Genomic DNA, 12,740 nt, shown 5'->3' with positions numbered 1-12,740 from the left:
GGTCACATGGAAGATCTCGCGTTCACCTACGAAAAGATCACGTGGACCTACGAGCCGGACGGCATCGAAGCCGAAGATTCCTGGCTTGCTCCGAAGGCCTGACCTTGAAGCTTGTGCGCCGTGGATGTCCCACGGCACGCGTTCGTGAACCATCCCGCCAACTGCCGCCATGACTTCGCTTTCCGCACGACTCGCCAATAATCAGCGCTTCAGCTTCGTTTCCGACGCTTACGCTGCCGACACGTTCTCGGTGGTGCGCATGCACGGACGTGAAGCCATCTCGCAGTTGTTCCGCTTCGAAGTGACGCTCGTTTCGGACGATGCCGCCATCGACCTCACGAAGATGTTGCAGAACAACGCGACCTTCGAGATAGGCGCGCCCGACGATCCTTCGCGCACGACGCCTTACTCCGGCATGCTCGCCGAGTTCGATCAGTTGCATCACGCGGGCGGCTATACGTTTTATCGGGCGGTGCTGATGCCGCGTGCATGGCGGCTCACGCTCACGCGCACTTGCGAGGTTTATCTGAACGAGCAGACCATCCCGCAGATTCTGGGCGGCGTGCTGCGCGACGCGCAGCTTACGGGCAGCGCCGTCGATCTCAAACTCACGGGCGATTACCGTCCGCGCAGCTATGTCTGTCAGTTCCAGGAGAGCCACTTCGAATTCATGTCGCGCTGGCTGGAGAAGGAAGGCATGTATTACTACTTCGCGCAGAGCGGCGAGGCGGACACGCTCACGATCGTCGATGACCGCGCCATGCACGCTGCCGATGCGCTGCCCGTGAACTATCGTCCCGCCGACGAACTCGATACCGGTGTCGCGCCGGATTCGGTGCAGAGCTTTATGTGCCGCACGAAGCCGCTGCCCGCGAAGGTGGTGCTGCAAGACTACAACTACCGCAAGGCATCGTTGCCGTTGGTGGTCGAGGCGGCCGTATCCGCGCAAGGCTTCGGCGAAGCGATGTTCTACGGCGACAACTTCCGCGACGCCGACGAAGGCGCGCGCTACGCCAATCTGCGCGCAGAGGAAATTCTTTGCGGCGGCGTGCGCTTTCATGGCCAGGGCACGGCTGTGGGAATGCGCAGCGGCTATTTCATGCAGATGTCGCATCATTATCGCGACGACTTCAACGGCCGCTATCTCGTGACCGAGATCACGCATGAAGGATCGCAGGCGGGCGCGCTGCTCGCGGGCATCAAGACGCCCTTCAGCGCGAGCAGTGAAGCGCGCGAAGAGATCATCTATCGCAATTCGTTTTCAGCGATCAGCGCCGATGTGCAGTATCGCGCCCCGCGCACGACGGTGCGGCCGCATATTGCGGGCACGCTGACCGGCACCGTCGATGCCGCAGGCAGCGGCGACTACGCCGAACTCGACGCATACGGCCAGTACACCGTGCAGTTGCCCTTCGATCGCACCGACAAGGCGGCGGCGAAAGGCTCGGCGCGCGTGCGCATGGCGACGCCCTATTCCGGCGATGGCCACGGCATGCACTTCCCGTTGTTGAAGGGCGCGGAAGTGCTGCTCGCGTTCATCGACGGCGATCCGGACCAGCCGGTGATCGTCGGGACGGTGCCGAATTCGATGAATTCGAATGTGGTGAATCAGATCAACCCGGCGCAGAACCGTATCGCCACCAGCGGCGGCAATCAACTGCTGATGAACGACACACAGGGCAGCCAGTCGATGTGGATGTATTCCCCCGACGGCAGCACGCACATGATTATCGGCAGTATCTGAGACTGACAGGTAGAAGAACATGAGCATCCTGACCTACACGCTCGGCAACAACAACAATCTCACCTTCGGCAGCGCCTCCAAGGTAACCGCTGGTCTGTCGAACAGCGTCACGATCGGCGCGACCAATTCCGTTTCGGTCGGCACCACCACGAGCCTTTTCGCGGGCGGCACGGTGTCCGCATCGGTAAGCGGCAACGTGAGCTGGAACTATTCCGGCGCGCTCAGCATGTCGGGCGGCAAGACCATCTCGCTCACCGAATCGAGCACCACGCAGGCGAAGGACTCGGTGCAGCTCACCGGAGGCTGCGACCCCGCCGCCACGCTCGCATGGGGCGCAGCCGAAGCCGCGCTCACCAACGTCAAGCTCGCGCTCGGCGGACTACTCGCCACCAACGTGGCGATCGGCGCGACCTCGGCGGGCCTTGCCGCCCCGACGGGCGGGGCGGCCGCAACCACGCCGCAGGACTTTGACAACAACAAGATGATGCTGGACTCCGCGCTGGCCACGTCGACCATCGCGTTCGGCGCGAACGTCGGCTTCGGCGTGCTCATCGGCGTGTTGATGAAGCGCGTGGCCGATGCGCTCGACAAGGTCAAGCAGATCAGCACGCTCAAGCTCGACGCCAACGGCTGCAATCTGTCCAGTTCGTTCTCGGACCTGCCTTTGCCCGCCATCAACAAGGCCTCGCTCTCCATGCCGACGGGCTATGCGAGCCTCGGCCGCACCAAGGGTTCGGCACTCAGCGCAGGACTCTCCGCCGTGTATCTGCAGGATAGTTCGACCGCGCTGACGTTTCAGTCCGGCGTGGCGAGTCCGGGCATGCTGACGGCGAGTTCGTCCGCCACCGTGAAGGTGGACAAGAACAGCGTCACGCTCGGGACCACCGGCATTCCCGCGGTCATTCAGGACGGCAGCGCGCCGACCCTCGATACGAGCGGGCCATCGTTCGTCATCTTCAACGGCGCGCAGGCGAGCATCGTCGGATCGCTCGGCACGTCCAGTCCCACCGATAGCTTCAAGCTGTCGGAGGCCTCGTTCCTCGTCAGCGTAGGCGCGGCCCCGGCCAAGAGTTCGCTGTCGCTCGCCGCCACCGGCACGGGTTTGTCGTACCAGGGGCCAGCGGGCACGCAAGGTCTCGTCGCGGACGATCGCGGCGTCTACATCACCGGTCCCGCGACGACGCAGTTCTCCGCCAGCGAAACCGGCATCGCCATTGCCGGCCCGCTCATCAAGCTCGGCTGAACCGGAACCCGCCATGAAAATCGTCAAACCGGACAACCTCGCGGTGTTGCATCGAACCCTGCGTTTCGAGCGGCGCGATCTGCTTGCGATTGGACTGCTTGCGATGTTCCCGCTGGATCGGCGCGGCGTCGCTCATCTCGATAGCGAAAGCGCGTTGTGGCAGTCGAGCGCCCTCGCACTGGGCAACGACGCCTTGCTCGATGCAGGCTTTCCCAAGCCGCGCGGCGAATGGCTCGCATATGGTGCGGCTTTCGCGCCCGGCCCACAGCCCGCGACGCTTCTGGCGACTACGGTGCAGATTGGCGGCGCGCAAAAGGAGTTGTATGTCTCGGGTGACCGCTACTTCGAAGCATTGGGCATCTCGAAGCCCGAGCCATTTCTGCGCATGCCGATGGACGCATCGCGCGCTTACGGCGGTCCCGCTTTTGCGGCCAATCCGCTGGGACGCGGCGCGGCGCCAGTGACGTTGCCCTCGGGTGCGACGCGCCAGCCCTTGCCAAACGTGGAAGCACCGGGCCGGCTGATCGCGCAATCCGGCGATGTCCGCGATCCCGCCGGATACTGGGCGGAAACCGCAAGCGCGCCACGGCGGGCGGCGTTTCTCGGCGCATTCGACGATCAATGGCTCGCCGCCACGTTTCCGCATCTTCCGGCAGGCACGCAGACCGACTACTTCTGCACCGCGCCCGCCGACCAGCGTATCGACGGCTTCTGGATCGGCGACGAGCGCATCGCCGTGCGCAACATGCATCCTTCCGAAGCGCTTCTGGAGGGTCAGTTGCCGGGGCTGCGCGCGCGCTGCTTCGTCAACCGGCTTTCGGCGGACGGCGCGCATTTCGAGGAATGCGCGGCGCGTGCGGAAACCGTGTGGCTCTTTCCGGAGAGTCAGCGGGGCGTGATTCTGTATCGCGCGGTGGCCGCCATCGCCGATGAAGACGCCGACGATGTCACGCACGTAGTGGCCGCATGGGAAGCGATGAGCGATGGGCCCGCGCCGCTCGCCACCTACCACGCGTGGATGCTGGCGGAAAGCGCGCCACAGGACGTTGCCGCGCCACAAGCCGATACCGCGCAGCCAGCGCCGTCGCCCGCGCCCGCAGAAACGCCTGCGAGCGGGCTGGTTGCCGCGCCGGCCGCCGTGCCTGCCGAGATCCCCGGCCTCGCCGAACTTGAAAAGCTCGGTGCGGAACTCGAAGCACAGTCTCAGGCGCTGATGAAACAGCATGGTTTGAGCGCGAAGGATATCGAACCGTACTTGCCGCCCGAACCGGTCGCGGCGCAAGCGAAGTCATCGACGGGAGGTTTTGACAGTCTCATGAAGGAAGTCGAAACCATGACGAGCGATGTCATGAAGCAGCACGGACTGACGGCGCAAGAAGTGGAGCAAGCCGTCGCCGCCGCGCGCAAGACTCCGGAGCCGAGCGTGACCACCGATATCCGCGCACTCGGCGACGAAGTACGTGCAGCGCATGCGCAAATGCAGGCGAAGCTGGCGCAAAGCGGCAAGAGCTTCGAGCAGCTTGCGGCGCAGTCGAACGACGCGCAAACCGCCGCCGCCATCCGCGATGCGGCGAGCCTCGACATCGATGCCTTCGTCACCAGCCTCGATGCGCTCACGGCCGTTTTGCCCTCAGCCGCCACGACGGCGCCGCAAGCGCCTCAAATGCCACAGACGCCGCCGGACGCGCCCGCCATCGCAGCGCGTCTCACGCGTGAAGACGTGCTCGCGCGTGTGGCCGCCGGTGAATCGCTGGCAGGGCTCGATCTGAGCGAGCTCGATCTCTCGAACGCGCCGCTCGAACGCGCCGATTTTCGCGGCGCGCTGCTCGACGGCGCGCGTCTCTACGGCAGCCGTCTGGCGGGCGCGGACTTCAGCAAAGCAACGCTCGCCGAAGCCGATTTCAGCGATGCCGATTTGCGTGGCGCATCGCTCGCCGGTGCGAGTGCGCGCGGCGCGCTCTTCAAGGCGGCGCGTCTCGATGACGCCTCACTCGAAGCCGGCGATTTCTCGGCAGCCGATTTCAGCGCGGCATCGCTTGCAGGTTCGAACTGCGGCCATGCCCAATTCAACGCGGCCAACATGACGGGCTTGCGCGCCGTGGCCTGCGGCGCGCCCAAAGCGACGTTCGAAGGCTGCACGCTGTCCGGCGCCGATTTCACCGATGCCAGCCTCGCCCACGCAAGCCTCGATGGCGCGGCGCTCGACGGCGCATCGTTCGTCAATATCGACGGCGAAGGATTGCGTCTCTATGCGGTCCGCGCGGCGGGCGCGCGCTTCGACCAGGCGAATCTCGCTGGCTCGCGCTCCGGCCTCGCCGCCAATCTGAGCGGCGCAAGTCTGGCGCGAGCGAATCTGGCGGCGGCATCGTGGATCGGCATCGACATGAGCCGCGCGATCTTCGACGGCAGTTTCATGGAGCGCGCCAACTTCAGCGGCGCGAAGGCAGCGGGCGCGCGCTTTGTCGGCGTGCAGGCGAAGTCGGCGCAATTCGCCAAGGCCGATCTCACGCATGCCGATTTGAGCCGCGCGAACCTCATGAACGCGACGCTGCGGCGCGCGCAACTCGAAGGCGCTCAGTGCGTGCGCAGCAATCTCTACGGCGCGCAGTGCTATGGCTCGAACATCGGCCGGGCGAATCTGGAAGGCGCGAACATCGACCGCACGCTGCTCGCGATTCCGGGCCGCGCGGAAGCGGAGCATTGAGAGACGATCATGTCGGATTCCTTTAACTTTGATCCGTACGGCCGCTCGGTTAGCCCGGATGGCTCCGATCAATCCGCTCTCGACGCCGCCAGCCTCACGCCTGGCGCGCGCCTCGCCGATCTGGACCTCGCGGGTAGTGATCTGCGCGGCCGCGATCTGCAAGACGTCATCTTCGAGCGTATCGATCTGCGCGGCGTCGATCTGTCGGGTGCGAATCTCGCGCGCGCCACAGTACGCGGCTGCGATCTGTCGATGGCGAAACTCGACGGCGTCATCCTCGACGGCTCGCAGTGGTCCGGCAGCACGCTTGCCGGCGGGAGCATCTTAGAGGCGCGCGGCCATACCGCGACCTTCATGCAGACGGTGCTGACAGGCGCCAACCTGCAAGGCGCGCAGTTCGAACAAAGCGTGTTCGACCGCTGCGATCTCTCTGCGGCAAGCTTCGCGAGCGCGCGCCTTTTTCGTTGCGATGCCACCGGCTGCGTCTTCGATGCATGCGACTTCAGCCGCGCCGATCTCACGCGCTTCACCGCGCTTGCGGGCAAGCTCGCGCAGGCCGTCTTCGCCGACACCAGCTTGCGGCAGGCGTTTTTCACCAACGCCGATCTCACCGGGCAACGCTTTCCTGGCTGCGATCTCACGCTTTGCCAGTTTGCCGGCGCGCAACTCGTCAAGGCCGACTTCGGGCGTAGCCGTCTCACGCAGACGCGCTTCGACAAAGCCGTGCTCGGCGGCGCGAGCTTCGCGGGCGCGCACGGCGAACAAGTGCGCTTTTCCGGCGCACAGATGGATGGCGCGGACCTCACGGGCGCGCAATTCGTGATCGCCGATTTCAGCGCGGCGCGCATGACCGGCGCACGTTGCGACGGCACGCGCTTCGTGCAGGCCAACCTGAGCGGCGCGAGCCTGCAACGCGCGACGTTGACGGGCGCGCTATTCATCGATTGCGATTGCTCGCACGTCGATCTCAGCGAAGCCGATTGCGCACGCGCCGACTTCGGCAATGCCGATTTCCACGCACTGATCGACGAGCGCACTCACTGGGGCAACGCGGCGCGCGAACGCACGCGGCCGACCGACTTGCTACGCCTGCGCGCCGAAACATGGCAAGGCTGAATACTCATTCGATCGATACACGGACGAACATCATGGACCACGCATCCCTTTCATCGAACACTGTGCAAGCGAACGCGGGCCTCTGCACCGCCATCGTCACTGGCCGCGCTGACAAGTGGCTGTTTCTCGATGGCTTTATCGAACGCGCGTTACGTGCCGAGAGCTGCCTGCTCGAACCCGAAACCGGCGATCTCGTGCTCGTCTGCCCCGCGCTTCCCGCACTCGCTGCGCTGCCGGATGCGGCGGGCAAGGCCGCATCCATGTGCGTGCCGTATGTGCTTGCCGTGCTGACGCGCGCGCCATCGGCCATGGCCACGGCCACGCTGACCTTGCCCGGCGGCGCACGCTTGAATACCGCCGATGGCGAACTGCGCGTGCATGCGGCGCGAATCGCGCTGGATGGTAGCGAATGCGTGAGCGCACGGACGCGCGCACTCAGCTTCGAAAGCGTCACAACCGAACTCGTCACGCAGCAGGCCACGACACGCATCGGCGTGCTGGATGCGGGCATCGGCCGCATGACGATGGCGGCGAAGTCGCTGGTATCGACGATTGGAAGGCTCTTGCAGCGCTCCCAGGAAAGCACGCGCTGGGTCGAAGGCACCGATGAACTGCGCACGGGCAGTGCGCGCTGGCGCGTAGAAGGCCACGCCCACTTCCACACGCGCCATACGACGATGCAGTCCGACGAGATGACGCGCATCGACGGCTCGAAGATCGAGCTGGGCTGAACCGAACACTGGAACACGCGGAGAAAACATCATGTTTGCAGTGACCATAGGCGGCGGGCAGTTGATGGCCGAACCCGATGTCTGTCAGACGCCGACACCGGCTGGCCCGGTGCCCACGCCATACCCAAATATAGCGATGCCCACGATGGGCACCCCGCCTGCCGAGACCGTATTGATAGGCGGCTCGCCCGCGCTCAACTTGAGCGCCGAGATCCCGATGACCAATGGCGATCAGGGCGGCGTGGCGGGCGGCGTCAGTTCCGGAATGATTATGGGACCGGCGAAGTTCACCCAGGGAAGCGAGAAAGTGATGATCGCCGGCAGTCCTGCCGTGCGCCTCACCACGCCCACCTCGCAGAACCAGAACAACGCGATGGGGGCCGTGCTTGCGCCGAGTCAGACCGTCGTGATGATTATGAGTTGAGAGGGCGTCGGCTTCTTATCGTTCTCTTTTATCGACCGCATCAGCATTGTTTTAGCCAACCATAACAAGATCATGTTCAAACGCACTTTCGCCTTGCTTCTCACCGCCTGCGCCACGCTTCCCGCAACCGCGCAACAACCCGCCGACGATAGCGCCGCGATCCGTCAAGTCGTCGATACCTACCTGCAGCCGCTGCTTACTTCGCATCAGGCGGCGGGCGCGATAGTCGGCGTGTCGCTGCGCGGCAAGCGCTACTACTACGCATACGGCACGGCCAATGACGACGGCTCGCCGTTTACTGCCGATACCATCGTCGAGATAGGCTCGTGCACGAAGGTCTTCACGACGACCTTGTTCGCGCTCGCCGCCGCTCGGCATCAGATCGAGCCGGATGCGCCGATGCAGCGCTACATGCCCAACGGCGTCACCCTGCAACCCGCCGCGCAGAACGTCACGCCGCTGCAACTCGCCGACTTCAGCTCGGGCATGCCCGACAATCCGCCCGACGCGCCGCGTGATCTGCGTTATCGCGGCATCGACCATTACACGTCGGCGGATTTCTTTCGCTGGGTGTCGTCGTGGTCACCGGACGGACCGCTGCCACGCCCTTATGAATACTCGAATGCGGGCATCGGCGTGCTCGGTGCGATGCTTGCGAATGCGACGGGGCGTGCGTGGAACGAACAGCTATCGGCGGACATTCTGCAGCCGCTCGGGATGACGAGTTCGTTCGTGGGCCCGGTCGATGTACCGGGGCGCACGGCCGAGGGCCATTTGCGCAACGGCCAGCGCGCGCCGCAATGGCCGCTCTACGCGTGGTACGCGGCGGGCGCGATGCGCTCCACCGCCGCCGACATGCTGCGCTTCGGTGAAGCGAATCTCGGGCATAGCGAGATCGACGGGCATCCCGTCTCCGCCGAGTTGATCGCCGCCATGCGCGATGCACAGAAGCCGCGATATACCTTGCCCAATGGCGTGGCGCAGCAAGGCATGGCGTGGGTGACGAACAATGGCAACGGATCGCCGGGATTGCATCCGGAGATTTTGAAAAACGGCGGGACGGCCGGGTTCAGTTCAGTGATCGTCGTGAACCCGTTCAAGGACGCGGCGATTTTTATCGCGGTCAATCAGAACGATACGCCGCCCGCGCCGGTGGCTGTGGCGATTGGGCGGCATTTGCGGTGAGGGGTCGAGGGGACCTACCCCCTCACTCCGCCACCCCCACCCGCTCACACGTCGGCAACCCGCCCTTCGGCACCTGTGTACACCTCAACCGATACCCGCCATTCGCCAGGGCATGGTCCGACGCCAGCACGATCTGCCCCATCACCTTCGACGTAGCCTTAGTGGCCTCCGACGGACGCTGCCTGATGACGAGATCAGCCAGTTCCGGATTCACCCGCGCCGCTTCCGCACCGATGATCCGCCGCACATTCGACACGTTCGACCGATACCAGCCGAAGAACGGGCGATAAGCCGGTCCCGCATGTGGCTGTCGATAATCATGTAAGGATCGAGGCTGGTCAGCGCGGCCTGCACATCGTCGTTCTTCAGGATATACGCGAGGTCGCCGCCAAGGCGCGAACCCGGCTCGCCGATATGCGCCGGATCGTAACGCCAGCCTTCCGGACCATTGCGCAGTTCGGACCACTTCTTGCCCGTCCACGTCACGACATGCGACAAGCCAATGGTCGTGTTCGCCGTCAGGGTCGTACCTTCGTTTGCCATTGGAGCATTCTCGGATGACTCGGAGTGGCGGAAAGTCAAATTCATCGTCGCTCATGGTCTGCGTCCGCAATGTGGGTTGCGGACGCAATCGTCGCTCTTAACGCCCCTCGAAGAAAGGTGTGCTCGTATTAGCGCTTACAACAATTGGATCGAGGACTACTACAATCGAGAACGCCTGCACACCTCTATCGATTCTGCACTCCAGTCGAGTACGAGGCTAGGTTGATCGCTGCATGATTTGCTTTACGTGGAAACGAGGCAGGGTCATTGCCGACGGTGTTCTTTAAGTTATACATTTTGAAAGCGTAAGAGGCATTCGTTCTTAGACGGCATTCATTTTTGTCGAACATGGCGGTTCGAGGTAGCAATCCCTCGTGCAGTCAAAACGCCGAAAGCGGTGCCAAAAAGAGCCCGCCACCGAGGGCGGGCGAAACTACTGAGAGACAGCAGCCGAGGCGCTGCATCTTCCTATCAACGGCACCAACATTCCAAACTTGAGCAGCTCGTTTTACAAGTTTCAACGGATCGGCTTCAACCTGAACGAGACGCCACGTTCAGACAGCGAAAGCGCCGACGATTGGCCAACCCGTCGCTGACAATGTCCATTGACCAGCTCTAGTTCGGTCCCGTTGGCACCGGCAGCGGTTTGCGCTACCGCCGAAGTCAATGCACTCGCATACTCGCGGACTAATGTGTCAAAATCGAGCAGAGCTTCATGCGCTTGACAATGCACAGCGCCAACTATAGGGCGGTGGACCACGCAAATAAGCCGAAATGTTATGGTAGAACATCCAGACGAGGGTAGTTTAGCCGACTGACAAGACATGCTGTCGGAGCAGAAGAGAACCCGCTATTTTGCTAATATTTTTGCCGCCTCCTCCAGTACCTTTGCGGCTCTAGGCGACGAGTGAGCAACGTAATTAGCCCTCATCTTAAGCTGCGCGATTAGCTTTGGACGGTTGTAGGTTTGGCCTCCACTTTTCCACGGGTCTAAGTGCTTTATAGCGTTTTCAGCAAGAATGGCGATGAGCTCGAAGACATCTTCGCCATTCTCGCCTTTTGCGGCGAGCCGTTGAAACTCAGCGATGTAAAACTTCAATGCGCTGTCTTCGCGTTCGCTCGTCATTACTTCTCCAATAATGCAACAGCACAGGCTGACTTTCCAGACGAGAGCGCAATCGCGATGCCTACGCAACTGTTCGGCCGGCAGCTATACATGTGATGCGACGGCTATGCTATGAACTGAAAAAGCTTCGCGAAGGAACTTAAGCTATCGTAAAGATTTTTCTAGACAAGGATGAACAATCCACGTGGAGATTGCTACTCACGCACTCAGTGATTGTTGAGCGCCGCGATGAATGACGCCCGCGAGATGGAGGCGGGCGTACATCCGTCCTACGTCAGACATCCATTACGGCTTCGACCTATCGTTGGCCGCGTCCTTAAGATCTTCTTTAGCGTCGCCTACATCTTTGCGCACTTCGCCTGCTGCTTGCTGTGCGTCGCCTTTCGCTTCCTGGGCTGGATCATTCGTCATTTTTCCAATGCCCTCATTGATTTTGCCCTTCACCTTCTCCCCCACTCCCTTGACTTGGTCTTCATTCATGGCATCGCTCCTTTTCGCCGGCAACATGCGGGCATCCACTCTTAGCAAGGAAAGTGCCTCCTACTTTTCACTTTCGAGCTTCGACGAGGATTTCCGCGATGTCGTTACCGCCTAAATTAAGCACATGATACTTCTCCCAGAAGCGGGCCGCCATTCTCCATAACGCGTCCGGCTAACATCATGCAGTCGACTTTAAAGGCGCTAGCTGCAAAATTCTGGCTAGGAGTTAATTAAATTTATATCTGAATCGATAAGTTGAATTGGATGGCGGGCCCGGTCAATGCCGAATATATCAAAAGGCGCCTACGACATGAACGTTACAATCACAGCACATGAATCGTCAGTGCGGGTGATCCGGAATGCCACGGATTCCGGTTGTGCGCGGACGCGCGTGTTTTGGGCTTAAGTTTGGGAGTTCCACAGGATTGGCGCCATAATGCACGCGATTGTTGCAAACCTTGCCGCCGTGTACGACGACTGTTGAACTTCATTAATTTTTTTAACAAGGTGCGCTATTCTGCTAACGGGAGGATTTGACAAAACCGCTGATTGGACTGCCAAACTCGGACTCATCGAGTGAACCAACCTCAATACGACCCGCGTAACATTTCACTGGGTAATGCTCGCTAATTCAGCTAATACCCTTTAGTGGTCCATTAATCTTACTAACGTAAGCTAAAGAGCAATTCGGTTTATCTTGCCCAAGAGCGGTGAGAACCAGCCGCAAAGAGATCCTGTCGCCAGCGCGGTCCAGCCGCGCGAGCGGAGTTCCAAGGCAAGAAATGACCGCTTGGGTATTCGTGCTGAGATCATCGACGAGGTGTTCACAACCTACCTTCCTAACCAACGCGGATGGGCTAGTTGCTGCGGGACGGAACACGCTCGCCCGGCAGCGTACTGGTACACCTTGAGGCCGGCATGTCGCCCCTTGCGAGGTACACCGAACAACACTCGAGCATTTTTCAGCAGCAATCGCGCGACTATCACGAGACATGGATCGGTTGCTTATCCTGGTGAGCGAATCGGGAAGAACCTCCAAATCGCGCGACCTCCGTGTATTAGCAGAATTAGTGCACCCAGTAGCAGAATAAAGCACTTCAACACGTGTATTCGCGATGTAGGCGCAACTTCGCAGTCAGCGACGCCCTTCGTAACAGCATAGATATCGCCCTTGGCCGGCAGCGCATGTTTTCTGGTATGACGTTCCTTAGTGAAAGAACGATACGGCATCCGTAAGTTTTCGACCCTGCCCATCCAACGACTGCGCAGCAGCGGCTGCTTCTTCGACGAGGGCTGCATTCTGTTGCGTCACGAAATCCATCTGCGTAATGGCAAGATTGACTTGCTCGATACCTTTACTCTGTTCGGACGAAGCACTGGCGATCTCCCCCATGATGTCGGTGACGCGTCTCACGGCGTGCGTGAGTTCGGTCATGGTCACGCC

Annotated in this window: 11 protein-coding genes and 1 pseudogene; 8 read left to right on the top strand and 4 right to left on the bottom strand. The window is 61.6% G+C overall.

The window, feature by feature from the left end:
• The 8 genes and pseudogenes from NCT03_RS30920 to NCT03_RS30885 all read left to right on the top strand — a co-directional run.
• Positions 1-102: pseudogene (locus NCT03_RS30920) on the top strand (type VI secretion system tube protein Hcp); the annotation flags it as partial.
• Positions 103-169: 67 nt separating this feature from the next.
• The gene (locus NCT03_RS30915; protein WP_250495218.1) at positions 170-1,744 is read left to right on the top strand and encodes a type VI secretion system Vgr family protein; all 1,575 of its coding nucleotides are present in this window, start codon (positions 170-172) and stop codon (positions 1,742-1,744) included.
• A 19-nt stretch (positions 1,745-1,763) separates the two neighbouring features.
• Complete coding sequence (locus NCT03_RS30910; protein WP_250495217.1) at positions 1,764-2,987, top strand: hypothetical protein; 1,224 nt, start codon at positions 1,764-1,766, stop codon at positions 2,985-2,987.
• A 13-nt stretch (positions 2,988-3,000) separates the two neighbouring features.
• The gene (locus NCT03_RS30905) at positions 3,001-5,691 is read left to right on the top strand and encodes a DUF2169 domain-containing protein (protein ID WP_250495216.1); all 2,691 of its coding nucleotides are present in this window, start codon (positions 3,001-3,003) and stop codon (positions 5,689-5,691) included.
• Between the two features lie 9 nt (positions 5,692-5,700).
• Positions 5,701-6,807, top strand: a complete 1,107-nt coding sequence (locus NCT03_RS30900) for a pentapeptide repeat-containing protein (protein ID WP_250469826.1) — start codon at positions 5,701-5,703, stop codon at positions 6,805-6,807.
• 32 nt (positions 6,808-6,839) lie between these two features.
• Positions 6,840-7,538: a DUF3540 domain-containing protein gene (locus NCT03_RS30895; protein WP_250469825.1), complete on the top strand. Its 699-nt coding sequence runs from the start codon at positions 6,840-6,842 to the stop codon at positions 7,536-7,538.
• 31 nt (positions 7,539-7,569) lie between these two features.
• Positions 7,570-7,962 (top strand): DUF4150 domain-containing protein, encoded by a 393-nt coding sequence (locus NCT03_RS30890; RefSeq protein WP_250469824.1) that lies wholly within the window; start codon positions 7,570-7,572, stop codon positions 7,960-7,962.
• A gap of 72 nt (positions 7,963-8,034) precedes the next feature.
• Positions 8,035-9,147: a serine hydrolase domain-containing protein gene (locus NCT03_RS30885; protein WP_250469823.1), complete on the top strand. Its 1,113-nt coding sequence runs from the start codon at positions 8,035-8,037 to the stop codon at positions 9,145-9,147.
• A gap of 210 nt (positions 9,148-9,357) precedes the next feature.
• Here NCT03_RS30885 and NCT03_RS34435 read toward each other — a convergent pair whose 3' ends face one another.
• From NCT03_RS34435 to NCT03_RS30865, 4 genes are all read right to left on the bottom strand, one after another.
• Positions 9,358-9,690 carry a hypothetical protein gene (locus NCT03_RS34435; protein ID WP_502800447.1) on the bottom strand — a complete coding sequence of 111 codons (333 nt, stop codon included), beginning with the start codon at positions 9,688-9,690 and terminating at the stop codon, positions 9,358-9,360.
• An 850-nt stretch (positions 9,691-10,540) separates the two neighbouring features.
• Positions 10,541-10,816, bottom strand: a complete 276-nt coding sequence (locus NCT03_RS30875; RefSeq protein WP_250495215.1) for a hypothetical protein — start codon at positions 10,814-10,816, stop codon at positions 10,541-10,543.
• Between the two features lie 285 nt (positions 10,817-11,101).
• Positions 11,102-11,296: a CsbD family protein gene (locus tag NCT03_RS30870; RefSeq protein WP_250469821.1), complete on the bottom strand. Its 195-nt coding sequence runs from the start codon at positions 11,294-11,296 to the stop codon at positions 11,102-11,104.
• A 1,207-nt stretch (positions 11,297-12,503) separates the two neighbouring features.
• On the bottom strand, positions 12,504-12,740 hold a 237-nt coding region (locus tag NCT03_RS30865; RefSeq protein ID WP_350030197.1), incomplete at its 5' end, for a methyl-accepting chemotaxis protein.

This window comes from Caballeronia sp. GAWG1-1, from assembly GCF_023631465.1.
In the GTDB taxonomy this organism is placed as follows: domain Bacteria; phylum Pseudomonadota; class Gammaproteobacteria; order Burkholderiales; family Burkholderiaceae; genus Caballeronia.
This window is presented reverse-complemented; position numbering and strand designations above follow the sequence as displayed.

What these genes read in the sequence shown, in the direction of transcription:
- NCT03_RS30915 (WP_250495218.1), top strand. Translation starts at nt 170, where the DNA reads ATGACTTCGCTTTCCGCACGACTCGCCAATAATCAGCGCTTCAGCTTC.
- NCT03_RS30910 (WP_250495217.1), top strand. Translation starts at nt 1,764, where the DNA reads ATGAGCATCCTGACCTACACGCTCGGCAACAACAACAATCTCACCTTC.
- NCT03_RS30905 (WP_250495216.1), top strand. Translation starts at nt 3,001, where the DNA reads ATGAAAATCGTCAAACCGGACAACCTCGCGGTGTTGCATCGAACCCTG.
- NCT03_RS30900 (WP_250469826.1), top strand. Translation starts at nt 5,701, where the DNA reads ATGTCGGATTCCTTTAACTTTGATCCGTACGGCCGCTCGGTTAGCCCG.
- NCT03_RS30895 (WP_250469825.1), top strand. Translation starts at nt 6,840, where the DNA reads ATGGACCACGCATCCCTTTCATCGAACACTGTGCAAGCGAACGCGGGC.
- NCT03_RS30890 (WP_250469824.1), top strand. Translation starts at nt 7,570, where the DNA reads ATGTTTGCAGTGACCATAGGCGGCGGGCAGTTGATGGCCGAACCCGAT.
- NCT03_RS30885 (WP_250469823.1), top strand. Translation starts at nt 8,035, where the DNA reads ATGTTCAAACGCACTTTCGCCTTGCTTCTCACCGCCTGCGCCACGCTT.
- NCT03_RS34435 (WP_502800447.1), bottom strand. Translation starts at nt 9,690, where the DNA reads ATGGCAAACGAAGGTACGACCCTGACGGCGAACACGACCATTGGCTTG.
- NCT03_RS30875 (WP_250495215.1), bottom strand. Translation starts at nt 10,816, where the DNA reads ATGACGAGCGAACGCGAAGACAGCGCATTGAAGTTTTACATCGCTGAG.
- NCT03_RS30870 (WP_250469821.1), bottom strand. Translation starts at nt 11,296, where the DNA reads ATGAATGAAGACCAAGTCAAGGGAGTGGGGGAGAAGGTGAAGGGCAAA.